General features: G+C 66.8%; 19 protein-coding genes, 1 tRNA gene and 1 pseudogene. 12 read left to right on the top strand and 9 right to left on the bottom strand.

What is annotated here, in order from left to right; all coding sequences use genetic code 11:
- The first annotated feature begins 13 nt into the window (after window positions 1–13).
- From RMCN_RS12860 to RMCN_RS12845, 3 genes and pseudogenes are all read left to right on the top strand, one after another.
- Window positions 14–1,018 (top strand): LLM class flavin-dependent oxidoreductase, encoded by a 1,005-nt coding sequence (locus RMCN_RS12860; RefSeq protein ID WP_067389732.1) that lies wholly within the window; start codon window positions 14–16, stop codon window positions 1,016–1,018.
- Window positions 1,015–2,040 carry a spirocyclase AveC family protein gene (locus RMCN_RS12855; protein ID WP_082680865.1) on the top strand — a complete coding sequence of 342 codons (1,026 nt, stop codon included), beginning with the start codon at window positions 1,015–1,017 and terminating at the stop codon, window positions 2,038–2,040. Before RMCN_RS12860 ends, RMCN_RS12855 begins: the two co-directional genes overlap by 4 nt.
- A 228-nt stretch (window positions 2,041–2,268) precedes the next feature.
- Window positions 2,269–2,856: pseudogene (locus tag RMCN_RS12845) on the top strand (amidohydrolase family protein); the annotation flags it as partial.
- Here the strand turns inward: RMCN_RS12845 and RMCN_RS12840 are convergent.
- Window positions 2,849–3,286 carry a MarR family winged helix-turn-helix transcriptional regulator gene (locus RMCN_RS12840; protein ID WP_067389685.1) on the bottom strand — a complete coding sequence of 146 codons (438 nt, stop codon included), beginning with the start codon at window positions 3,284–3,286 and terminating at the stop codon, window positions 2,849–2,851. The pseudogene RMCN_RS12845 and the gene RMCN_RS12840 overlap by 8 nt on opposite strands.
- Window positions 3,287–3,378: 92 nt before the next feature.
- On the opposite strand from RMCN_RS12840, the gene RMCN_RS12835 reads away from it, so the two are divergent.
- Together RMCN_RS12835 and RMCN_RS12830 are read left to right on the top strand one after the other, a co-directional pair.
- The gene (locus RMCN_RS12835; RefSeq protein WP_067389682.1) at window positions 3,379–5,418 is read left to right on the top strand and encodes an ABC transporter ATP-binding protein; all 2,040 of its coding nucleotides are present in this window, start codon (window positions 3,379–3,381) and stop codon (window positions 5,416–5,418) included.
- Window positions 5,415–6,260, top strand: a complete 846-nt coding sequence (locus RMCN_RS12830) for a CbiQ family ECF transporter T component (protein WP_067389679.1) — start codon at window positions 5,415–5,417, stop codon at window positions 6,258–6,260. Before RMCN_RS12835 ends, RMCN_RS12830 begins: the two co-directional genes overlap by 4 nt.
- Window positions 6,261–6,263: 3 nt before the next feature.
- On the opposite strand, the gene RMCN_RS12825 is transcribed toward RMCN_RS12830, so the two are convergent.
- The 3 genes from RMCN_RS12825 to RMCN_RS12815 are packed head-to-tail and all read right to left on the bottom strand — an operon-like array spanning window position 6,264 to window position 9,275.
- Window positions 6,264–7,595 carry an ABC transporter substrate-binding protein gene (locus RMCN_RS12825; RefSeq protein ID WP_067389676.1) on the bottom strand — a complete coding sequence of 444 codons (1,332 nt, stop codon included), beginning with the start codon at window positions 7,593–7,595 and terminating at the stop codon, window positions 6,264–6,266.
- Window positions 7,592–8,419 (bottom strand): carbohydrate ABC transporter permease, encoded by an 828-nt coding sequence (locus RMCN_RS12820; RefSeq protein WP_067389673.1) that lies wholly within the window; start codon window positions 8,417–8,419, stop codon window positions 7,592–7,594. The genes RMCN_RS12825 and RMCN_RS12820 overlap by 4 nt, the downstream gene beginning before the upstream one ends.
- Complete coding sequence (locus tag RMCN_RS12815; protein WP_084377382.1) at window positions 8,406–9,275, bottom strand: carbohydrate ABC transporter permease; 870 nt, start codon at window positions 9,273–9,275, stop codon at window positions 8,406–8,408. Before RMCN_RS12815 ends, RMCN_RS12820 begins: the two co-directional genes overlap by 14 nt.
- A 46-nt stretch (window positions 9,276–9,321) precedes the next feature.
- On the opposite strand from RMCN_RS12815, the gene RMCN_RS12810 reads away from it, so the two are divergent.
- From RMCN_RS12810 to RMCN_RS12795, 4 genes are all read left to right on the top strand, one after another.
- Entirely contained in the window at window positions 9,322–10,842 is a 1,521-nt protein-coding gene (locus RMCN_RS12810; protein WP_067389667.1) for a TldD/PmbA family protein, read from the top strand.
- The gene (locus tag RMCN_RS12805; RefSeq protein ID WP_067389664.1) at window positions 10,839–12,212 is read left to right on the top strand and encodes a metallopeptidase TldD-related protein; all 1,374 of its coding nucleotides are present in this window, start codon (window positions 10,839–10,841) and stop codon (window positions 12,210–12,212) included. Before RMCN_RS12810 ends, RMCN_RS12805 begins: the two co-directional genes overlap by 4 nt.
- A 52-nt stretch (window positions 12,213–12,264) precedes the next feature.
- Entirely contained in the window at window positions 12,265–13,071 is an 807-nt protein-coding gene (locus RMCN_RS12800) for a carboxymuconolactone decarboxylase family protein (RefSeq protein ID WP_067389729.1), read from the top strand.
- Between the two features lie 118 nt (window positions 13,072–13,189).
- Window positions 13,190–13,263: transfer RNA gene (locus tag RMCN_RS12795), tRNA-Ile, on the top strand.
- Between the two features lie 158 nt (window positions 13,264–13,421).
- On the opposite strand, the gene RMCN_RS12790 is transcribed toward RMCN_RS12795, so the two are convergent.
- Window positions 13,422–13,745 (bottom strand): excalibur calcium-binding domain-containing protein, encoded by a 324-nt coding sequence (locus tag RMCN_RS12790; protein ID WP_234787648.1) that lies wholly within the window; start codon window positions 13,743–13,745, stop codon window positions 13,422–13,424.
- Window positions 13,746–14,161: 416 nt separating this feature from the next.
- Here RMCN_RS12790 and RMCN_RS12785 point away from each other — a divergent pair, with 416 nt between their 5' ends.
- From RMCN_RS12785 to RMCN_RS12775, 3 genes are all read left to right on the top strand, one after another.
- Entirely contained in the window at window positions 14,162–14,836 is a 675-nt protein-coding gene (locus RMCN_RS12785; RefSeq protein ID WP_131808546.1) for a glycine-rich domain-containing protein, read from the top strand.
- A 61-nt stretch (window positions 14,837–14,897) separates the two neighbouring features.
- Entirely contained in the window at window positions 14,898–15,701 is an 804-nt protein-coding gene (locus RMCN_RS12780; protein WP_067389723.1) for a crotonase/enoyl-CoA hydratase family protein, read from the top strand.
- Window positions 15,702–15,845: 144 nt separating this feature from the next.
- On the top strand, window positions 15,846–17,153 hold the full coding sequence (locus RMCN_RS12775; protein ID WP_064414254.1) for a S1C family serine protease: 1,308 nt from the start codon (window positions 15,846–15,848) through the stop codon (window positions 17,151–17,153).
- A gap of 49 nt (window positions 17,154–17,202) precedes the next feature.
- Here RMCN_RS12775 and RMCN_RS12770 read toward each other — a convergent pair whose 3' ends face one another.
- The 4 genes from RMCN_RS12770 to RMCN_RS12755 all read right to left on the bottom strand — a co-directional run bounded on the left by RMCN_RS12770 (window position 17,203) and on the right by RMCN_RS12755 (window position 21,767).
- A complete protein-coding gene (locus RMCN_RS12770; protein ID WP_067389658.1) occupies window positions 17,203–18,510 on the bottom strand; it encodes a cytochrome P450 in 1,308 nt (435 codons plus the stop codon).
- A gap of 4 nt (window positions 18,511–18,514) precedes the next feature.
- A complete protein-coding gene (locus RMCN_RS12765) occupies window positions 18,515–18,700 on the bottom strand; it encodes a hypothetical protein (protein ID WP_064405940.1) in 186 nt (61 codons plus the stop codon).
- Between the two features lie 530 nt (window positions 18,701–19,230).
- Window positions 19,231–20,859 carry an ABC transporter permease gene (locus RMCN_RS12760; protein ID WP_067389655.1) on the bottom strand — a complete coding sequence of 543 codons (1,629 nt, stop codon included), beginning with the start codon at window positions 20,857–20,859 and terminating at the stop codon, window positions 19,231–19,233.
- On the bottom strand, window positions 20,856–21,767 hold the full coding sequence (locus tag RMCN_RS12755; RefSeq protein WP_409366051.1) for an ABC transporter ATP-binding protein: 912 nt from the start codon (window positions 21,765–21,767) through the stop codon (window positions 20,856–20,858). The genes RMCN_RS12760 and RMCN_RS12755 overlap by 4 nt, the downstream gene beginning before the upstream one ends.
- Between the last annotated feature and the right edge of the window lie 294 nt (window positions 21,768–22,061).

The following is a 22,061-nucleotide window of genomic DNA, read 5'->3' as shown; positions in this document are numbered from 1 at the left end:
GACATCCATGGCGATGCAGTGGGCGATGCCGTGGCCGGGCGGCGATCTCGCGAGACAGGCCGAATCCGCTGGAGCAGCGGCGTTCTGCGCGGGCGAATTCGCCGACACCGGCGCCTACGTCACGGCCTCGGAGATGGCACACCAGACCAGCACGGCGCGCATCGGGCCGGGGATCGCGTACGCGTTCGCACGGTCGCCGTTCGTCCACGCCGCGGCCGCCAGGCATCTGAACAAGATCGCACCCGGCCGGGTGTTCCTCGGGCTGGGCGCGGGAACGGGAAGGATGAACCGCGACTGGTTCGGGGTGGACTCCTCGCATCCGGCGCCGCGGATGACGGAGCTGGTGCGCTGCATCCGCGCGTTCCTGGAGGCGGAAAACGGTGAGCGGATCGCCTTCGACGGCGACTTCTACCACATCGACGCCCGCATCCAGGCGCCGGTGCTGGGACCCATAGACGTCCCGATCCTGCTGGGCGCGTTCAACGTTCACATGCTGCGCGCCGTCGGCGGCGTGGCGGACGGGGTGCTCGGGCACGGATTGTTCACCGACCGCTGGTGGGCCGAGGTGGTCGAGCCGAACCTGGCGTTGGGCGCGCGACGCGCCGGTCGCGACCCGACCGGCCTGTTGCGTTGGGGTTGGGTGATCACCGCCATCGGCGACGACGATCCCCAACGCGCGATCGACGACGCCAAGCTGCAAATCGCGTTCTATCTGACCGTCAAGACCTACGACTCGTTGGTCGCGCTGCACGGCTGGCAGGACCAGGTGGCCGCGATCCGGGCGGACTTCGCCGGTAAAGACCCTCGCGCGATCGGCAGGCACGTCACCGACGAGATGCTGTGGGCGATGGCGGCGTGCGGCGACACCGCGCAGGCGCGGGCGATGCTCGCCGCCCGCAGCGCCCTTCCCGATCTCGGATTCCATTCCCCACCGGGCTTTCTCGTCAGTCCGCGGCGGCGCAAACAGTACGGCACAAAGGTCGTCGAGGCCTTCACGAGGACAGGAGCAGTCACATGACCGCCCATCAGCACGCCGAAGCCCCCGAGTTCCTCCCCGAGACGCCGAAGACCTACCGGGATTCGCCCCCGATCGTCTGGCTGGCCCGGCTGGGTGCGCTGTTCGTGGTGTTCCAGCTCTACGTCTACGGGCGCTGGATCTTCTCGGACGAGTTCGCACCCGCGCCGACCGGACCCGACCCCATCCCCACGTCGAGCATCGCCTGGATCCGGTTCTGGGAGATCGGATGCATGATCGGCGGGGTGATCTTCCTGATCTGGATGATCCGGAAGACGCGGCGGGACAAGCAACTTCCGCCGGTCGGCATCTTCGTGGTGGCCTGGCTACTCGCGGCGTGGCAGGACCCGGGTGTGAACGCCGTCAGGCCGGTGTTCGGGTACAACGCGGGCTTCTTCAACATGGGCACGTGGGGTGAGTTCATCCCCGGGTGGGTGCACAAGGGCGCGGAGAACCCGCAGCCGATCATCTACTTCCTCGCCAGCTACATCCTGTTGACGCCGCTGGCCATCATGGGCATCGATCAGGTGATCGCCCGTATGCGAAAGGTGTACCCGCGCATCAACACCGCGGGCGTGCTCGCGGCGATGCTGGTGCTGTTCATCGTGCTCGACATCGTGTTGGAACAGTACTTCCACCGCATCGGACTGTGGACATACCTGCGGGTGGACGACACCTGGTCGATCTTCGGTGGCACCATGTACCAGTTCCCGCTGTACGAAGGCATCGTTTTCGGCGGGCTGGTCAGCGTCTCGTCCATCGCCATCTACTGTCTGCGGGACCGCAACGGCCGGATGATCTCCGACATCGGCATTGATCAGCTCAAGAACAGGCGAACCGTCACCGCAGTGCGCATCCTGGCTCTGGCGGCCGTGTTCAACCTGATCATGCTGGTGTTCAATCTGGGCTTCAACCTGGTCAACCAGCACGCCGAGGTGCAACCACCCGCCACCGAGGTGCCCAGCTACATCCATCACGGAATGTGTGGAGTGGGACCGAATCCGCCCTGCCCGCCCCGGCCATGAGAGCGGCGACGGCGGTGCGCGTGACGAACGGCTACTCGGACAGATTGCGTTTCGCGGTGCCCGAGTATCCGAAGAACTTCTCGAAGTTGGCGTCGTTGATGCGTCCCGCGCTGTTGCGCTTGGCGGCCGACTCCAGCGCGGCCAGGCGAGCGCGGGCCTGCTCGAGTGCGGAGGTGTCGCCGCTGGCCTCCGCCTTCTCGACAGCCGCTCGGGTGGAGGCGATCTCGATGCTCCGACGCGAAAATGCCGGTGTCGCTGCACTTCGGCTCCGGCTCGTTCGTCCCGGGCTTCTCCTACTCGGCGCTGGCCAACTCGCCGACCCCGGCCTTGCCGGACGCGCCGTTCGCGGTGGCGATCACGCTGTTCTCGACCAACCTGATGTGGACCACCGTCGACCTGTTGTTCTCCGGCAAGCTGCAGAAGTTCCCGGATCTGCAGTTCTCGTTGTCCGAGGGCGGTATCGGTTGGGTGCCCTACATTCTGGAGCGCGCCGACTACGTGTGGGAGCGGCATCGGTACTACCAGCCGATCGATTTCGATACGCGGCCTTCGGATCTGTTCCGTTCGCACTTCTACGGCTGCTTCATCGACGACGAGCACGGCCTGGAGAACCGGTACACCATCGGCGTGGACCGCATCACGCTGGAAATCGACTTCCCGCACTCGGATTCCAATTGGCCGAACTCGCGCAAGCGTGCCGCTGAGGTGTTGGCCGGAGTGCCCGACGAAGAGTGCGCGCTGATCGTGGAAGACAACGCCCGGCGCATGCTCCGCTTCCCGCGGGTGCAGAGGGAGCAACCCGCGGGAGTCAGCTGACCGCTTTGGAGGCCGACGCCTCGTCGAGCAGCCGTCGCAACACGCGCACCGCTTGGCTGAGCGTCTCCCGGTCGGCGCCGTCGAGCCGCTCCAGGTACGGATCGATCGCCGCGCCGCGGTCCAACCGCACCTGCCGGAGCGTGTCCACTCCCTTGGGCGTGATGCGGATCAGCACCGCCCGTGCGTCCTCGGGGTCGACGGTCCGCGACACCATGCCGGCCTCCTCGAGGCGGCGGACCTGGGTCGTCATCGTCGGCTGTGAGCAGTGGTCGAGCGCGGCCAGATCGGAGATGCGGGCCTCGCCCTGATCCTCGATCGTGGACAGCAGTCGCGCCTGGGCGTAGCCGAGGGGCAGGCGGGTCCGCTGGGTGGCCAGTCGGTTGATCCGGGCGACCACGGACAGCAGATCGGCTCCGAGCGTCTGGGTCATGCCGACAACATTATGTGTTCCAAGCGCCGGTTCCGGCCCAACCGATCACAGCGCCGTGTGGCCGGCCCGGTCGCGACTGGCAGAATCGTGCAATGACCGCGACCGGGGGCCTGACTCGCCGTACCGGTCGTTTGCGTCCCGTCGAACTCGCGCAGGCCTCCGTCATGGCGGCGCTCTGCGCGGCCACCGCGATCATCTCCGTGGTCGTCCCGTTCGCGGCGGGACTCTCGCTGCTGGGCACGGTGCCGATGGGGCTGCTGGCCTACCGCTACCGGCTGCGGGTGCTGCTCACCGCGACCGTCGCCGGCGGCATCATCGCGTTCCTGATCGCGGGCATGGGCGGGTTCATGACCGTCGTCAACTGCGCATACATCGGCGGGCTGACCGGCATCGTCAAACGCCGCGGACGCGGCACCCCGACCGTGCTGTTCGCCGCGCTGATCGCCGGGGCGGTGTTCGGCACGGCGGTGGTGGCGGCGCTGTCGATCCTGTCGCGGCTGCGTCACCTGATCTTCGAGTCCGTCACCGCCAACATCAACGGCCTGGCCGCGGTGATCGCCCGCATCCCCGATATGGAGGGTGCGGCCGAGCGACTCAAGCGCGACTTCGCGACGGCGCTCGACTACTGGCCGCTGTTGTTCTTCGGCGCCGGGGTGATGTCGATCACCTTCGTCAGCCTCGTCGGATGGTGGGCCCTGTCGCGGGTGATGGAGCGGCTGGCCGGCATCCCCGATGTCCACAAACTGGAGTCCTCCAGAGACGTCGGCGCGATCGCCCCGGTCCCGGCCCGGCTGCGCGACGTCCGGTTCCGGTATCCGAGCGCCGACCACGACGCGCTGGGACCGGTGTCGCTGAGCGTGGAACCGGGTGAGCACCTCGCGGTGACGGGCGCCAACGGCTCGGGCAAGACGACGCTGATGCTGATGCTGGCCGGGCGCGAGCCGACGGCCGGGGTCATCGAACGGCCGGGCGCTGTCGGACTGGGCCGCATCGGCGGCACGGCGGTCGTCATGCAGCACCCGGAGAGTCAGGTGCTCGGCACCCGCGTCGCCGACGACGTGGTCTGGGGGCTGCCACCCGGTAAGGCCACCGACGTCGGTCAGTTGCTCGCCGAGGTGGGTCTCGACGGGCTGGCCGAACGCAACACCGGCGGGCTGTCGGGCGGCGAACTGCAGCGCCTTGCCGTCGCGGCGGCGCTGGCGCGCGAGCCGTCGCTGTTGATCGCCGACGAGGTCACCAGCATGGTCGATCAGCAGGGCCGGGAAGGTCTGATGTCGGTGCTGTCCGGGTTGACGCGGCGCCACCAGATGTCGCTGGTGCACATCACCCACTACAACGACGAGGCCGACGCCGCCGACCGCACCGTCGACCTGTCCGGTAACGGCGGCGCCACCGACAACACCGACATGGTGGAATCGGCCGACGCCCCAGCCGGGACAGTCGCTCCGGGTGCCGATGCCGCTCCCGTGCTGGAACTGGTGGACGTCAGCCACGAGTACGGCAGCGGCACACCGTGGGCCGCGACGGCACTGCGCGACATCACCTTCACGGTTCACGAGGGCGACGGCCTGTTGATCCACGGCCTCAACGGGTCGGGCAAGTCCACGCTGGCCTGGATCATGGCGGGTCTGACGGAACCCACCGCAGGCCAATGCCTGCTCGACGGGAAGCCGGCGTCGGATCAAGTTGGCGCCGCGGCGATCTCGTTCCAAGCGGCGCGGCTGCAGCTGATGCGCAGCCGGGTCGATCTCGAGATCGCGTCGGCCGCCGGGTTCTCGCCGCGTGATCGCGCGCGGGTCACCGAGGCGCTCTCGACCGTCGGCCTGGATTCCACGCTGGCGCAGCGGCGCATCGACCAGCTCAGCGGGGGACAGATGCGTCGCGTCGTCCTCGCCGGACTGCTCGCCCGCTCGCCACGGGCCCTCATCCTCGACGAGCCGCTGGCCGGCCTGGACGCCGCGAGTCAGCGGGGCCTGCTGCGGCTGCTGGTCGACCTTCGCCGCCGCGCCGGGCTGACTGTCGTCGTGATCTCGCACGACTTCGCCGGGCTGGAGGAATTGTGCCCGCGCACTTTGCATCTGGAAGGTGGCGTGCTGGTGCCCGCACCGACGACGGCGGGGGGACTGTCATGACGGCGCCGACGAAGCGTCGACAGCGCAGGGGTGTCGTGCTGCTGCGGCCCGTGCCCGGCAACAGCGTGATCCACCAACTGTGGGCGGGTACGAAGCTTCTGCTGGTCGCGGCCATCGGCGTATTGATGACGTTCTACCCGGGCTGGGTGCCGATCGGCGCGGTCGCGCTTCTGGTGCTCGTCTCGGCTCGGCTGGCCAACATCTCGCGCGGCGTGCTCCCGTCGATACCCGGCTGGCTGTGGTTCCTGCTGTTCCTCGGCGGATTGACGGCCACCTTCGCCGGCGGCAGCCCGATCATCTCGATGGGTTCGATCGACGTCGGGCTTGGCGGCCTGCTGAATTTCCTGCGCATCACCGCGCTGTCGATCGTGCTGCTCGGTCTGGGGGCGATGGTCTCATGGACGACGAACGTCGCCGAGATCGCGCCTGCGGTCGCGAAACTGGGCAGGCCGCTTCGGGTGTTCCGGATACCGGTCGACGAATGGGCGGTGGCACTGGCGTTGGCGCTGCGCGCGTTCCCGATGCTGATCGACGAGTTCCGCGTGCTCTACGCCGCACGCAATCTGCGCCCGAAGCAGGTGCACACACGCCGCCGCGGACGGTGGCGTCGCTGGTGGCTCGAAGCGATCGATCTGTTGGCCGCCGCTATCACCGTCGCGCTGCGGCGCGCCGACGAGATGGGCGATGCGATCACCGCACGCGGCGGTGCCGGGCAGATCTCTGCCGCACCGTCGGGACCCAAAGCCATTGACTGGTGGGCGTTCCTCATCGTCGCCGCAGTGTGCGGGACGGCGTTGGCGCTGGAGTTGACGGTGGCGGGAACCAGCGCCGTCACTCGGTGATGGCTACCGCTGCGCGGCGGCGTTCGCGGCCTCCTGAGCCTTGCGCAGCGTTGTCGCCACGTCGCGTCGGCCGAGGAACATCTCGTCGAAATAGGGCTTGAGCGCGTCGAACCCCGCGGCGAAGCCGGCGCCGCCGGGTGCCTCGATGCGAACGCCGTCGAGCACATCGAAGAACGGGCTGACGTCGACGCCGCGGGAACGCCAGTACTCGTGGTAGACCCGCCGCGCGTCGAGCACCGCGGGAATCGCCGCGCCACCGGCACCGAGATACGCGTTGCCGCGGGCACCGCCCATCCACGCCAACACCTCGCGCACCGCCTCCGGATGCGCGGTGGCCGAATTGCCGGCGGCGGCAATCCCGTTCGTCACGCTGACGCGACCGACTGGGCCTTCGGGCAGCAGCGCGACACCCCAGCGGAACGGGGCGGCATCGGCGACCGCCGCCAGGTTGTACGTTCCGGACTGAAACAGCGCCATCCTGCCCTGCAGGAACTGGTTGCGGGAGAAGTCTCCGTTGTCGTTGGTCGCCGACGCCGGCGGGGCGACGTGCTCGGTGTTGATCAGCCCCACCAGATAACTGAACGCCTGGGCGGCCTGCGGGTTGTCGAACGCGAACCGGTCGCCGACGGCGAAGACCCCGCCCGCCGAACCGATGTAGTTGAGGTAGATGCCCTGCAGATCGTTGGCGGCGTTGTAGCCCCACTGCCGGATCCGCTGCGCGTCGAAACCCGCAGCATCGGCGGTGCGGCCCTCGTGGTCGAGGGTGAGGCGGGCCAACAGTGGACGCAGTGTGTCGACGGCGGAATCCGGGGACCAGCGCAGCGTGGTCAACTCGCCCTCTTCGATACCCGCCGCGGAAAGTAGGTCGGCGTTGTAGTACAGCGCGATGCCGCCGTCGGTCAGTTGCGGTACCCCCCACAGAGTTCCGTCGCGGGTGAACTGCTCGACGACCGATGGTTCCCACGCCCGCGCGCCCATCGTGCGATCGATGTCCATCAGGCGGCCGCTGTCGGCGTATTCGGCGAAGTAGGCGTTGCTGATCCAGAAGATGTCGTCGGCGCCACCACCCGCGACATCGGTGCGCAGGCTGTCGAAGTACGTCGAGTAGGCGACGACGTTCACGCGCACCTCGATGCCGGGGTGCGCGCGCTCGAACTCGGCGAACGACTCGCGGTAGGCCGCGGCCACCTGCTCGTCCCACAGTCGCACGGTCACCACGGTGCGCCCGCCCGCGTGGTCCGGTTGCCCGAGCAGCATGGCCGCCACCAGCAGCAGCACACCCGTCAGCGCCACACCCGCAGCGAACAACGTGGAAAACCTCGGCCGCACACTCATTTCAGCCCCGTCACCACGATCGAGCGCACGATGTGGCGTCCCAGCGCGACGAACAACACCAGCAGCGGCACGATCGCCACCGTCGTCGCCGCCATCACCAGCGGCCACTGCGCGTTGTAGCGCGACTGCAGACCCGCCGTCGCCACCGTCAGCACCTGCCACTGGTTGCCGCTGGTGATCACCAGCGGCCACATGAAGCTGTTCCACTGCGAGACAACGGTGATCAGCGCCAACGTCACCAGGATCGGCCTGCTCGCCGGCAATACCACGTGCACGATGACGTCCAGCGTGTTCGCGCCGTCGATGCGGGCGGCGTTGATGAGGTCGCCCGGGATGCCGCGAAAGTACTCGCGCAGCAGGAAGATCGCGTACGGCGAACCGAACATGAACGGCAGCACCAACGCCCAGAAGGTGTTGCGCAGGCCCGCCTCGGCCATCATCAGGTACAGCGGCACCACGGTGACCGTCGCCGGCACCATCAGCGTCGCGACGTACCCCCAGAACAGCGCGTCGCGCCCGGGAAACCGCAGACGTGCGAACGCATACGCCGCCAGCACGGAGAACGTCAGTTGACCGAGCAGGATCACCGCGGTCATCAACGCGGTCACGACGACGGCCCGCCCGAAACCGGCATCGGCCAGGTTCGCGTAATTCTGCAGTGTCGGCGGTGACGGCGGTGACAGCGGTGAGGCCGTATCGAATGTGCGCGGATCGCGCAGCGAGGCCATCGCGCCGAGGATGAACGGCGCCAGCGTGATCAACGCGCCCGCCAGCAGAACGGGGTAGATGAGGACGGCCGACGCGACCCGGCTAGGTGAGGTCATAGCTGATCCGTCGACGGAAATACAGCTGCTGGACGATGGTCACGCCGACCAGCAGGCCGAACAACACCACCGCCATCACCGCGGCCCGACCCACCGCCGCAGTGCCGAACGCCTCGGCGTAGATGCGGTGCGCCACCAGGTCGGTCCGGTTCTGCGGACCGCCGCCGGTCAACGCGTACACGGTGTCGAAAACCTGGGCGGCGCTGATGATTCCGGTCACCAGCACGAAGAACAACGTCGGCCGCAACATCGGCAGGGTGATGTGCCGGAACCGCTGCCACGCCGTCGCGCCGTCGGTGCGGGCGGCGTTGTGGACGTCCTCGGGGATGTTGAGGATGCCGACCAGGAAGAACAGCGTCACGTATCCCACGTTGGTCCACACGACCACCGCCGACACCACCGGCAGTGCGAGCGTCGGATCGGTGAGCCATCCGACCTGGCGGCCGAGCACGGCGCTGACCGCCCCGTCGGTGGGTGCCAGGATCCAGCGCCACAGCACCGCGATCGCCAGCGGTGCGCAGATCCACGGCAGCACGTACAAGGTCCGGAAGAAGCCGCTGCCGGGCAGCCCGCGGGCCAGCAGCGCGGCGGCGATCAATCCGAGGACGGTCTGCACGGGCACCACCAGCACGACGAACACCACCGTGACGACCAGCGAGGTGCCGAAGGACGGGTCGGTCAGCACCGAGTGCCAATTGCGCAGGCCCACAAACTCCATCGGGCTCAGCAGGTCCCACCGGTGCAGCGACAGCCAGGCCACCACCAGCATCGGCAGCAGCATGAACGCGACGACTCCGAACAGGCTCGGGGCCAGGAGTGCGTACGCGGTCGCGGTGGTGCGGCGCCGTTGTGCCATCCGAGTCATTAAAGCGGCCCCACGGCGGCACCACTACGGTGGTGGCGTGAGGGCTACCCGACCAGTGGACTCCGACTTCCTCGACCTGCCGCGCACAGAGCTGGCCGACGCGGCGACGTCGGCGGCGCTGGCCGCCGGCGCCAGCTACGCCGACCTACGCATCCACGCGATCACGTCGGAGTTCGTGCAGTTGCGCGACGGGGAACTGCAGACCGCGGTCGTCGACCGGGAGATCGGCCTGGCGGTCCGGGTGCTCGTCGATGGGACGTGGGGTTTTGCCTCGCATGCCGAGCTCAGTGCGGAGGTCGCCGCCGCGACCGCGCGCCGCGCCGTCGGGGTGGCACGAACTCTGGCGGCCCTGAACGCCGAGCGCATCGAGTTGGCTCACGAACCCGTGTATTCGGACGCCACTTGGGTTTCGGACTATCGGATCGACCCGTTCACCGTCGGCACATCCGACAAGCTGGCGGTGCTCGGTGAATACTCCGGGCGACTGTTGGCTGCCGACGGTGTCGACCACGTCTCGGCCGGCCTGCACACCGCCAAGGAGCAGACGTTCTACGCCGATACGTTCGGCTCGACGATCACCCAGCAGCGGGTTCGGGTGCAGCCGTCGCTGGAGGCGGTCGCCGTCGACGCCGCGGCCGGGACGTTCGAGACCATGCGCACACTGGCCCCGCCGACGGCACGGGGATGGGAGTACGTCGCCGGCGACGACGTGTGGAACTGGACCGAGGAACTGGCCATGCTGCCGGCGTGGCTGGCCGAGAAGGTCAAGGCGCCCAGCGTCACGGCCGGGCCGACCGATCTCGTCATCGATCCGTCGAATCTGTGGCTCACGATCCACGAATCGGTCGGCCACGCCACCGAATACGACCGGGCGATCGGATACGAGGCCGCTTACGCGGGGACGTCCTTCGCCACGCCCGACAAGCTGGGCACCATGCGCTACGGCTCACTGGCCATGAACGTGACCGCCGACCGGACCGTTGAATACGGTTTGGCGACGGTGGGATTCGACGACGAGGGAGTGCAGGCGCAGAAGTGGGACCTGGTGCGCGACGGTGTCTTCGTCGGATACCAACTGGACCGGGTGTTCGCACCGAGGCTCGGGGTGAAGCGCTCCAACGGGTGCGCCTACGCCGATTCGCCGCACCACGTGCCGATCCAGCGGATGGCCAACGTGTCGCTGGAGCCGAGCGCCGACGAGGTGAGCACCGAGGACCTGATCGCCCGCGTCGACGACGGCATCTACGTCGTCGGCGACAAAAGCTGGTCGATCGACATGCAGCGCTACAACTTCCAGTTCACCGGGCAGCGGTTCTTCCGCATCCGCGACGGCCGGCTCGACGGCCAAGTGCGCGATGTCGCATACCAGGCGACGACGACGGACTTCTGGGGCTCGCTGGAGGCCGTCGGTGGACCGTCGACGTGGCGGCTCGGCGGGGCGTTCAACTGTGGCAAGGCGCAACCCGGGCAGGTGGCGGCGGTGAGCCACGGCTGCCCGTCGGCGTTGTTCCGCGCAGTGAACGTGCTCAACACCCGGGCCGAAGGCGGACGGTCATGATCGGCGCGCAGCAGGTGGTGGAGACCGCGCTAGCCGAAGCGGCCCGGTTGGGTGGGGCCGACGACACGGTCGTGTTGGTGACCGATCGGGCCGACGCGTCGTTGCGGTGGGCGGGCAACTCCATGACCACCAACGGCGAGTCGACCACGCGCTACACCACGGTGGTCTCGGTGGTGCGCAAAGGCAGTGCATTGCATGTCGGCTCGGTGCGGTCCAGCGAGGTCGACCCGTCGACGATCGCCGGTCTGGTGGCGGCGTCGCAGGAGGCGGCGCGCTCTGCGCCGGAGGCCCGCGACAGCGCGCCGTTACTGGCCGGGGGCGACGCACCACCGGATTGGGATGCGCCGGTGCCGAACACCGGAGCGGAGGTGTTCCTGCCGGTGGCCGACGGCCTCGCCCGTGGGTTCCGCGGCAGCGACCGGCTGTACGGCTATGCGCGGCACATCCTGGAGACGACGTTCGTGGCGACTTCGGGCGGGCTGCGGCGGCGGTTCACGCAGCCGACGGGTTCGGTGGAGATCAACGGCAAACGCGACGGCGCCAGCGCGTGGGTCGGTGTCAGCACCGCCGACTTCGTCGATGTGCCAATCGATTCCATGCTCGACGAGTTGTCGACACGCCTGGGGTGGGCCGCGCGCACCGTGGAGTTGCCCGCCGGCCGCTACGAGACGATTCTGCCGCCGTCGGCGGTCGCCGACTTGATGATCTTCTTGACCTGGGCGATGGACGGGCGGGGCGCGCAGGAGGGCCGCACGGCGTTCTCGGCGCCGGGCGGTGGCACGCGGGTGGGGGAGCGGCTGACCGACCTGCCGTTGACGCTGTACTCCGATCCGTTCGCATCGGGACTGGCGTGCACGCCGTTCGTCGCGACCTCGATGTCGTCGGAACGGATTTCGGTGTTCGACAACGGGATGGACATCGACCGGGTGGACTGGATCCGCGACGGCGCGATCAACTCGTTGGCCTATTCGCGGGCGGCCGCCGCGGAGTTCGACGCGGCCCCGGCGGTGCCGGCGGACAACCTGCTGATGACCGGTGGGGAGTCGGAACTGGCGGACATGATCGCGGGGACCGAGCGCGGGCTGCTGCTGAGCACGCTGTGGTACCTGCGGGCGGTCGACCCGGCGGTGCTGCTGTTGACGGGACTGACCCGGGACGGCGTGTATCTGATCGAGGACGGGGAGGTGACGGCGGCGGTCAACAACTTCCGGTTCAACGAAAGCCCGTTGGACCTGCTGCGCCGTGCGACGGAGGCGGGCGCCGGCGAGGTCACGTTGCCGCGCGAGTGGGGTGATTGGGCGACGCGGGCGTCGATGCCGTCGTTGCGGATTCCCGACTTTCACATGTCCTCGGTCAGTCAGGCGCAATAATCGGTGTGTGGGCGCTGATGAGCTTGCCGATCGAATCGCCGGCTTGGTGGCGATGTCCTCGGGTGACGGCCAACGGGACACGCTGATCCGGTTGACGTGCGGCCGGTCGTTGTCGTTGCCGCCGCTGGCGGTCCATGTCGACCTTCTCGACGAGGCCACCGAAGCGGACCGGGTGGTGGCGGCGTTCGCCGAGCAGTTCGCAACCGACGTGTCCGGTATCGGCGACAACCAGCGCAAGCGGCTGTTGGAGACGTTGGGCGACAACGCGTTTCGGACCGTCGTCGCGATCTTCATCGCGGACTTCGTGCCGCGGGCGTGGGCGGGCTGTGAAGCGCTGGGCTTGGGTCGACCCGGCCATGTCAGTGAGGTCGAGTGGGATCCGGTCTCCGATCCCGTCGATGCGCTGCTCAACGGGTTCGCACCGGCGGTGGCGCGGTTACGGGAGCTCGATCCGGTGACGACGGAGATCGTCCGGTTGCGGGCCGCGACCCAGCACAACTGCAGGTTGTGCAAGTCGTTGCGCGACGGCGACGCGTTGGATTCGGGCGGCTCGGAGGAGATGTACGGGCAGATCGAGGACTATGAATCCGCCGAGAGCCTGACCGAAGCGCAGAAGGCGGCGCTGCGGTACGTCGATGCGCTGATCTGGTCGCCGGCGAGCATCGAGGCGGATGTGGCTGCGGCGGTACGGCGTAATTTCTCGGAGAAGCAGGCGTTGGAGCTGACGCTCGATGTCATGCGCAATGCGTGCAACAAGATCGCGGTATCGCTGGGCGCCGATGCGCCGCGGGTGACATCGGGCACCGAGCGATACTCGATCGGCGGCGATGGGCAGCCGGTGTACGCCGATATCGCCTGACGGCTCCGGGGACGGTGCTGTAGGTGCCCACCTTGCAGCGAAAATTCGCTGCCAGCGAATTAGTCGCTGCGAGGTGGGCACATCGCGATATGGGACGATGGTGCCGCGCAACGCGCCGGGGGCGGTAGCTCAGTCGGTTAGAGCCGCGGACTCATAATCCGTTGGTCGCGGGTTCGAGCCCCGCCCGCCCCACGTCAGTGGGTGTATTACTGCGGTTGATGCCTGACATTTGGTCTTCGGGTGATGCCTGACAGTATTTCGGCTGATGGTTGACAGTTACTTCGGCTGATCCTTGACACTCCCTGAATGAGGGAGATGAGCGTGGCGGCCCGCCCGCCTTTGACCGCTCGTCACTTTTCGCACGCAACTCCGTCGCCGTCGCGATCAAGCCCGTAAACATCACTCTTGCCGGGCACTAGATACACAGGCCCGTCGACATACCCGGGGCCGTTCCCGCTTCCGCCGGCGCAGTCGACGTCGCTGTAGCCGGTCGGCACGCAGGCACCAGAGTAGTTCGGATGGCAATCGCCCTGGGCCAGCGGTAACGGCTCGGCGCCCGCGAGTGGAGCCAGAGCAACTCCCATCGCCACACTAATTATTGGAAGCGTCAATTTTTCCACTTGGTAAATGTATCCCAACCCGTATCGCTTCCTGATCTCCTCGGCGGTGACCATCGACAGAAGTTGTCGGATCGAAGCCAACTGCTCGGCCGCTGTCGATGAACTATCGGCGTACACAGGAGTGGTTGAAGGCCGGGGGTTTTCGTTTCTCGGCCGACTTTGACAGCTCATCGCAACCCGACCTCTCGCGTGGAGTCCTCCGATCGGTGGACGGCGGTTCCCCCCTCGGATCCTCCAGTTTGCGGACTGTTCGAGCTGTCGCCGCAGGCGATAGTTGAAGCACCGAACAGGCCTCGACCAGCGGGCCTGGCAACAGAAAGGTAGCCAACATGAGCAAGATGAAGAACGCCACACAGAAGGTCGCCGTCGGCAGGCTCACCATCACCAGCCCCGCCGGACGATCCGCTCCCGCCAATTGCGGGTGCATTCAACCCCGCGCCGATGTTTCGTCCGGGAGACGGTGATCTGCCGTGGCGCTTGAAGGTCGACTTGAAGCGGCGTTGGCGTTCGAAGCGCCCTATGTGATCGATCGACTTGTCAGGGACCGGGTCGTCGCGAGCCGGGAGTCTGCCGAACAACTCTTCACCGAGGCGAAGAAATACCTCGTGCTGTGCGCGGCAACCCCTGACAAGGCGTTCGACATGTGTTCGGCGATGGTGGACGAAGCCTGGCACGCCTTCGTGCTGTTCACCACCGAGTACACCGACTACGGTCAGCGTTACTTCGGGCGCTACGTCCACCACGCGCCCGCCGGTGAGCGCGGCGGGCCCGAAACGACGCTACTGGACGGTCGCCCACAAGAGACCGCTTCCTTCGACGACTTCTGCCGGCGATACGAGGAGTTGTTCGGCCACCCGCTTCCAGCAATCTGGTACGACAGCGACAACGTCGCTCCGTGCACCCGGGTCATCAACGATATGGCGCAGACTTTGACGGTCACCACCGAGAACCACACCATCCACATAATGAATAGCACGGGCGACACGGTGCTCTCGGTCGATGAAATGGCAAGCGAGGCAGTGGAATTCATCGTCGATACGCACGCGTTCTACGTCCGCGAGCTCCCGGGTGACCTTACCGCGGCCGAGAAGGCCGGCGTGATCGAGCCCCTCGTGCGCTTGGGCGTGCTACGTCTGGCACCGTAGCCGGCTCGTCAAGCGAGGCCCTCACCCCAAATCGGCACCGCTGCGCGGTATGTTGCCACGCGTGAGCCAAGACAGGGTTCGAGTGGAAATCAGCGAGAGCGGCGTGGCCACCGTGACGATGATTCGCGCAGACAAGCACAACGCGCTCGACCACGCCATGTTCGAAGGCCTGGTCAATGCCGCTGAGCAGGTCGCCGGCGTCCCCTCGATCCGCGCGGTCGTGTTGCATGGCGAGGGTAAGAGCTTCTGCTCAGGCCTGGACGTCGCGAGCTTTGCGGCCCAGCGGGGTGGCACGAACGTCCTGTTGAACCGAGACGCCGATCACCCGGCCAACTTCGCCCAGCGCGTGTCGTACGACTGGTCGCTGGTGCCGGCGCCCGTCATCGCCGCGATCCACGGCAACTGTTTTGGTGGCGGTCTTCAGATCGCGCTGGGCGCAGACATCCGGATAGCGGCCCCCGACGCGAGGTTGTCCATCATGGAAATCAAGTGGGGCCTCGTTCCCGACATGGGCATCACGCAGACGCTGCCCCGGCTGATACCGATCGACGTCGCCAAGGAGTTGACGTTCACCGGGCGCATCGTCTCCGGCAGTGAGGCGTCGGAGCTCGGTTTGGTCACTCGAACCGCGGACGATCCGCTTGCCGCTGCGTTGGAACTTGCCGGTGAGATCGCGCAGAGATCTCCGGATGCCGTGCGCGCCGCCAAGCGTCTCTACAACGCGACCTGGGTCAGTGATGACGCCGCGGCGGCGCTCTCGTGTGAATCACAGTTGCAGACCGGACTGCTCGGCAAGCCCAATCAGATCGCTGCTGTCATGGCCGGGATGTCGGGGCAGCCGCCCGTCTTCACCGATCCGGAATAGAACCGCTTCCTCGGCGGTGTGACGATCACAATTCGATCTCTCGGAATTTGTTGAGTCAGTTCTCAGTCCACTCTCAGTCAACGCGGGGACTGTGTGCTGAGGCCATGTGGGCTGATCAACGATCCAGAAAGAGAACGAACGCAAATGACCAACACTCCGCGGTATACCACGGACCAGCCCGCGAGTTCGGCTGCGGCGCAGTCGTATCTGCACTACCAGGCTCACATCCCCTCACATCTGCGCTATGAGTGGCGTCACGGCCAGCCGCCACCCTTTGACCTGAATCACCCTGCGCAGCAAGCCGATACCGCTCCGATCCCCAGGATTCAACTGAAGAAGTCTCGCCGCGGACTCGTCGTCGCCGGCGCTGTCGTTTGCGCGGTGGTCGGCGGCGGGATCGGCGCCGCTGTCGTGGGCATCGACGACCGTACGCACCACCCGGTGGCCGCGCAGACACCGATCGGTAGTGCGCCCCTCACACCACGCGCCGCGGCCACCGCGCCCGCGGGCACGGTCGAGGAGGTCGCGGCCCGGGTGCTACCGAGCGTCGTCCAGTTGAAGATCGACTTGGGTGGTGAGGGCCCTTCGGGTTCGGGGATCGTGTTGAGCGACGACGGCCTCATCCTCACCAACAACCACGTCGTGGCTGCCGCGGCCGGAGGCGAGCGGGGAGTGTTTCCCAGCTCGCGACGTGGCGCGCCCACGGCGACCGTGGCCTTCTCCGACGGCAGAACCGCACCCTTCACCGTTGTCGGTACCGACCCATCGGGCGACCTTGCCGTCGTTCGCGCCGAGGGGGTTTCCGGATTGACGCCCATCGCCATCGGATCCTCGGCGGACGTGAAAGTCGGCGAGCAGGTCGTCGCGATCGGCTCGCCCCTCGGCTTGCAGGGAACGGTGACGACGGGCATCGTCAGCGCGCTGAACCGGCCGGTGTCGGCCGGCGGCGAGGCGGGTGGCGACGTCACCGTGCTCAACGCCATCCAGACAGATGCCGCGGTGAACCCGGGTAACTCCGGCGGCGCATTGGTGAACATGCGCGGCGAGTTGATCGGCGTGAACTCCGCAATCGCGAGCATGGGCGGCGGCTCCGGCGGTCCGAGCGGTTCCATCGGGCTGGGCTTCGCGATCCCCTCGGATCAGGCCAAGCGTGTCGCCCACGAACTGGTCACGACGGGCTCCGCCAGTCATGGTGCGCTCGGTGTGAAGCTTGGTAGAGAAGCCACCAAGGCCGGCGGCGCAGCCGTCGCCGTCGTCAACGGTGGGCCCGCATCCGCGGCTGGACTGCCGGGCGAAGCAGTGATCACCAAGATCGACAACCAGCCGATCGACGGCCCTGAGGCGCTCGTGGCGGCGATCCGCTCGCGCGCCCCCGGGGAGAGCGTTTCCGTCACCTATCTCGACGGAGCGGGGGCTGCTCAGACGGCGCAGGTCACGCTGGGCGAAGCGTAGGGCCGGCTTCCGGACCAGCAGGCGAATCCTCGCGGTGGCGCTGATCGCCTCAGATCGGCGTGAATTCCAGGTGCAGTTCCTTGAGGCGTCGAAACAGGAAAGTCCGGTCCCACGCGAACCGGCGATCACCTGCCGGCCCGTGCCGGTGCTCCGAGAGGCGGATATCCGCCATCCGGTCAAGGACCCGTTCCAAGGTCAGGCGTGCCTCGGCCCGGGCGATGGGGGCGCCCGGGCAGGTGTGGATACCGCGTCCGAACGCGATGTGCTGCAGCACGTTTGGTCGGTCCAGACGGAACTCAGCGGGCTCGTCGAACCGTCTCGGGTCGCGGTTGGCCGCGCCGTTCATCACGAGGATGCTCGCACCTGCCCGCACATCGACGTCGCCGATCCTGGTCGTGCGCCGCGCCATGCGGAAGTTGGATTTGATCGGGCTTTCGAATCGAAGCAGCTCCTCGATGAACGGCGAGATCTTTGATCGGTCCTCGCGCAGTTGCGCTTGGAGGTCAGGCCGTTCGGCCAGCATCAGCATCGCGCTACTCATGAAGTCGACCGAGGTGCCGTGGCCGGCGGCGAACATGAACGTCGCGACGCGAGCGACGTCCATCGCGCCAGGTGTGGTCCCGTCGGGGAACTTCGCCGTCGCGAGCTCCGTGAGGACGTCGTCAGCCGGCCGGCGACGACGCTCTTCGATGTAGTGGACGAACCACTCCTCGCGGGCGCCGACGAAGTCTCGGCGTTCACCTTTGAGCCTGCTGACTTCCGCGGCGCTGCGGAATCTATCCAGGTCGGCCTCCGGGACGCCCAGCAGATGAGCGATCGCCACCACCGTGAACGGGAAGCTGTAGTCGAGGACGAACTCGCACTTCCCCCGCTCGACGAAGCAGTCGAGCTGCTCATCGGCGAGACGCCAGAGGAAGTCGGCGTTGTTCTTGAGTTGCTTGGGCGTGAACAACCTGCTCAACAAGGAGCGGTGCGCGGTGTGCTTCGGCGGATCGAAGGTGATGAAGTAATCACCGAACGTCACCTTGTGCCGGTGGCGTTCGATCAGATCGGAGATGTCATCGCTGTTGGTGTCGACCGGAATCCCCGACCAGGGGCCGCTGACGATATTGCATACCGACAAGTCCTGGGCGGGATCGCGTTGCACGGCGACGGCCTCGTCGTACCCCGACACCATCACCACACCGTGCGCCGGTTCACGCCGCACGGGGCAACGACGTATCGCGTCGTAATAGTCGTAGGGATCCTCCACGAGCGACCTGTCGGTGAAGAAGTCGAGGTCCTCGCGGCTGCTGACGCTGCGCCCCTTTTGAGGTCTCAGAAGGGATACCTCGGACGCATGCAGGCGGTCGCGCATCGGCTCATTGCGCTAGCTTCGTGGCCTTCTGAACGCGTGGCAGAGATCCACTGTTCGCTTCCACATACAGGTCATTGGCCCGTTTCTGTTCCACCGCAAGTACTTCTAGCGCCGTGACGGCACGTGTGAGGAGTTCGAAGGCTTCCTCGACCTGTTCCTTCATTTCGCCGAAGACCGGTATCAATCCCATGCGGGTTTCCCTTCAACGCGAGCCGCGACCACCCAGGTTGTCGAATGCGTCTGCTGCTCCGATACATCGTAGGTCAGCCCACCGAACCTCGGTCGCGAGTTCGCCAGACGTCCGCGACGGACACGGCGACAGCGCCGAGATGCGGTCAAAAAGTTTCCTAGGCAACTGCATTCAGGGCTGTTGATAGCGGGCGGGAGTGTGGGCCGCACAGCCAGCGGGTCGCCGGTCGGCATCCTCCTCCGGCAGAGCGTATGGGGGCTTGGCGCACCCGGCTGCCTCCGCCTTCATCCGTGATGCCGACTTCACTCAATTCGGGCGATACATGCGTATGGCCTGGGGTGGAATGTTTTTCTCCGATGAACTCACGTCGCGCCGGTATGCGCAGGAGACGATTTGCTCGTCGTCAATACGAATACCGGGGAATCGATTCGAAGAATGGTTGTGCGCACAGATCCTCGGTCAAAGACGAGGCGAGATATGCATACAACTCATTTAGCGATTGCCGATGCGCAGTCGAGTCCTGCCGCGGCTCACGTCGCCAAGTCACGCCCAACATACCCATGAACCCCCACCGCGACTGACCCCACGCCAATGAGCACGAGAATCGCGGCTGCCGTCCAGTCGAACGGTGCGCCCGCAGCGGTGGTGAGGTGCGTCCACGGCGACAGTCCGGCGATCCACGACGGAGAATTCGTTGTCTGGGCAACCACATTGATCATGTAGCCACCGACCAGCGGGAGTGCGCCGAGCACACCGACGGCGGAGGGAAACCACCCAACGCCGACTGCGGCCAGACCGATCGCAAGCCACGCCGCCGGCACGAAGATCAGCGCATTCGCGAGGGCGTCGGTGAGCTGCATCGGGCCACCGGTGATCCTGGCGCCACCCCAGACGGCGACTGCAGCCGAGCAATGCAACACGAGCACTCCACAGGCGGTCACGGCGATCTCGGCAGAGATCAGCCGCGAGCGAGAAAGTGGCTGAGCCAACAGCAGGGTCCGCCGGCCCGCATTCTCATCTGCGACGGTTCGCGCGACCTGCATCGTCGCGTAGAGCCCGGTCGCGATGGCCAGCACGCCGAACATAGACGTCGCGAAGACCTCCGGTATTTCGTCAACACCCGTTCCGGCTGCAACCGCTAGTTGAGCGAACCGCGAATTGGTGGCGAACATGTCGAGGACCGAGGCTAGCAATGCGCCGGCGACCAGGAAGTAGGCCGAGATGCCCAATGCCCACCACTCGGTGATCCGTAGGCTGCTACGAACGGCGAAACCCTCGACGGAGTGCAGCAGTCGGTATCGCCGCCGACGGGTCTTGGGCATCGCCACAAGGCCGCTCGCCAGATCACGACGCTCTGCAGCGGCGATAGCCGCACCGGCCAGCACCACCGGGAGCATGCTCAGTATGAGCAACGGCAGGATTCGGTTCTCCGCGTAAGGTGCCGTGCGGTTCATCAGCCCGAACGGTGTCGTCCACGCCAACCACGCCAGTTGACTGCTTCCATCGGCGAGCATGCGCAATGCGAGGGCAGTTCCGAGAACCCCGGTCGCCAGTGCCGTGGCGCCGAACCTCGTCGTGGCCAGTTGCCCGGTGAGTACCCCCGTTATAGCGAAAGTCGAACTGACACAGGCAATACCAATCGAATAGATCACCGTACCGGCCGTCTCCGTACCGGCCGCCAGAAGTCCCGCCGCCACACACGCGCCGATCAGAGCGGCGGCGCCGACAAGGACCGCGAGACAGCGGACGACAAGGTCCACAACTCGCAATCGGCTCGCAAGGAGGAGATCCCACCTTCCGGCGTCTTCCTCACCGCGAGTGATACGGGTCGCGACGAGGATGATCCATACGCTGGCGAGCAACGTCACGGGAATGCCGGTGCGCCACACGGCGAAGCCACCGGGATCGTCGAGAGCGATGGGCGGGCCCGAGAGGATCCGGACCGCGGGATTCTCCGAAAGTGCCTCCATGCCCGACTCATCCAACAGATCGCCGATCGGTTGGTATTGGTTCGCGACCCACGCCGACATGACCCCGCAGACCACCGCAACCGCCACGGCTCCACCTCGCACCTGGTGCACCGCAAGTCGGGCCACAGCCCGCCCCGGCGCCAGCCGGAGCCCGACGGCCGACGAACCGGGCCGCGTGTCGGTGGTCATGGCGGCGCCTCACCGTAGTAGTCGAGAAAGATCTCCTCGAGTGTGGGTTCGCGCATCGCGAGTGCGGTGACATCGGCGGCGGCCAGCGCCTGCAGTGCGGGTCCGGGCGGGCCGGTCAGGCTGAACCGCAACCGCTCTCGGCTCAGTTGCTCGACGTTCGCCACGCCTGCTACCCCGGTGAGGGACGGCGGGGCACCGCGACAGGACACCTCGACCACCGTTCTGCGCAGCCGCCGCAGATCGGCGATGCTGTCGATCTCGACGATCCGCCCGGCGCGAAGTATGGCCACGCGGTCGCACACGGCCTCCACCTCGGCCAGCTGATGCGAGCTGAGGAACACCGTCTGGCCCCGCTCGCGTGCCTCTGCGACGCAGCAGCGAAACTCCCGCTCCATCAGGGGATCCAATCCGCTCGTCGGCTCGTCGAGTACCAGAAGCGGAGCACGGGTGGCGAATGCCGCCACGATGGCGACTTTCTGGCGGTTGCCCGTCGAGTACGTCCTTGCGGGCTTGTCCAGCTCGAGCCGGAATCGGTCGACCAGGTGGTCGCGGTAGGGCGCGTCGACCCCTGGGCCCAGGGACCCGAGTAACTCGAGGGTCTCGGCGCCAGTCAGTCTCGGCCAAAGCGCTACATCAGCGGGTACGTACGCGAGGAACGAATGGGACCTCCGAACGTCCCCGACAGCGCAGCCGAAGATCTGCGCGCTCCCTGCCGTCTGACTTATCAGTCCCAGCAGTAGGCGGATCGTCGTCGACTTGCCGGCACCATTGGGTCCCAGGAAACCGAACACCTCGCCGGGCTCCACGGTCATCGTCACGTCGTTGACGGCGACCACATGGCCGAACCGCTTGGTCAGCCCCTTCGCTCGGATAGCAGGGCCGCCGCCGGCTCGGGCCTGGGATGGCACTCTCAGAGGGTAAGTCAGCGCACCGTAGGCGCCACGGTCTTTCGCCAGCTCGCGCGAGGTCGGGGCGCGTCACAAGCGGCCGCATCAAATAACGGGGTTTCGGGCGTTTTACCAGTAATTCGAAAGGGTAAGTCCCCTGGGGTGGTGGGGTTTCGGGGGTGAGGCGAGCGAGCCGGGACTGACTTGAGGTGTGTCGGTGAGCCTCTTGAAGTGGGGCATCGCGTAGTGGTCATTGAGTTACCGACCAAAGTGACTCAAGTAAAGGACGCACCACGCGATGACCCAGGACTATTC

This window comes from Mycolicibacterium novocastrense (genome assembly GCF_001570485.1).
Classification (GTDB): Bacteria; Actinomycetota; Actinomycetes; order Mycobacteriales; family Mycobacteriaceae; genus Mycobacterium; species Mycobacterium novocastrense.
The sequence above is the reverse complement of the archived record's forward strand: the minus strand, read 5'-3'. Positions and strand labels throughout refer to the sequence as shown.

What these genes read in the sequence shown, in the direction of transcription:
- RMCN_RS12860 (WP_067389732.1), top strand. Translation starts at nt 14, where the DNA reads ATGCAGTGGGCGATGCCGTGGCCGGGCGGCGATCTCGCGAGACAGGCC.
- RMCN_RS12855 (WP_082680865.1), top strand. Translation starts at nt 1,015, where the DNA reads ATGACCGCCCATCAGCACGCCGAAGCCCCCGAGTTCCTCCCCGAGACG.
- RMCN_RS12840 (WP_067389685.1), bottom strand. Translation starts at nt 3,286, where the DNA reads ATGACCCAGACGCTCGGAGCCGATCTGCTGTCCGTGGTCGCCCGGATC.
- RMCN_RS12835 (WP_067389682.1), top strand. Translation starts at nt 3,379, where the DNA reads ATGACCGCGACCGGGGGCCTGACTCGCCGTACCGGTCGTTTGCGTCCC.
- RMCN_RS12830 (WP_067389679.1), top strand. Translation starts at nt 5,415, where the DNA reads ATGACGGCGCCGACGAAGCGTCGACAGCGCAGGGGTGTCGTGCTGCTG.
- RMCN_RS12825 (WP_067389676.1), bottom strand. Translation starts at nt 7,595, where the DNA reads ATGAGTGTGCGGCCGAGGTTTTCCACGTTGTTCGCTGCGGGTGTGGCG.
- RMCN_RS12820 (WP_067389673.1), bottom strand. Translation starts at nt 8,419, where the DNA reads ATGACCTCACCTAGCCGGGTCGCGTCGGCCGTCCTCATCTACCCCGTT.
- RMCN_RS12815 (WP_084377382.1), bottom strand. Translation starts at nt 9,275, where the DNA reads ATGGCACAACGGCGCCGCACCACCGCGACCGCGTACGCACTCCTGGCC.
- RMCN_RS12805 (WP_067389664.1), top strand. Translation starts at nt 10,839, where the DNA reads ATGATCGGCGCGCAGCAGGTGGTGGAGACCGCGCTAGCCGAAGCGGCC.
- RMCN_RS12800 (WP_067389729.1), top strand. Translation starts at nt 12,265, where the DNA reads ATGTCCTCGGGTGACGGCCAACGGGACACGCTGATCCGGTTGACGTGC.
- RMCN_RS12790 (WP_234787648.1), bottom strand. Translation starts at nt 13,745, where the DNA reads ATGGTCACCGCCGAGGAGATCAGGAAGCGATACGGGTTGGGATACATT.
- RMCN_RS12775 (WP_064414254.1), top strand. Translation starts at nt 15,846, where the DNA reads ATGACCAACACTCCGCGGTATACCACGGACCAGCCCGCGAGTTCGGCT.
- RMCN_RS12770 (WP_067389658.1), bottom strand. Translation starts at nt 18,510, where the DNA reads ATGCGCGACCGCCTGCATGCGTCCGAGGTATCCCTTCTGAGACCTCAA.
- RMCN_RS12765 (WP_064405940.1), bottom strand. Translation starts at nt 18,700, where the DNA reads ATGGGATTGATACCGGTCTTCGGCGAAATGAAGGAACAGGTCGAGGAA.
- RMCN_RS12760 (WP_067389655.1), bottom strand. Translation starts at nt 20,859, where the DNA reads ATGACCACCGACACGCGGCCCGGTTCGTCGGCCGTCGGGCTCCGGCTG.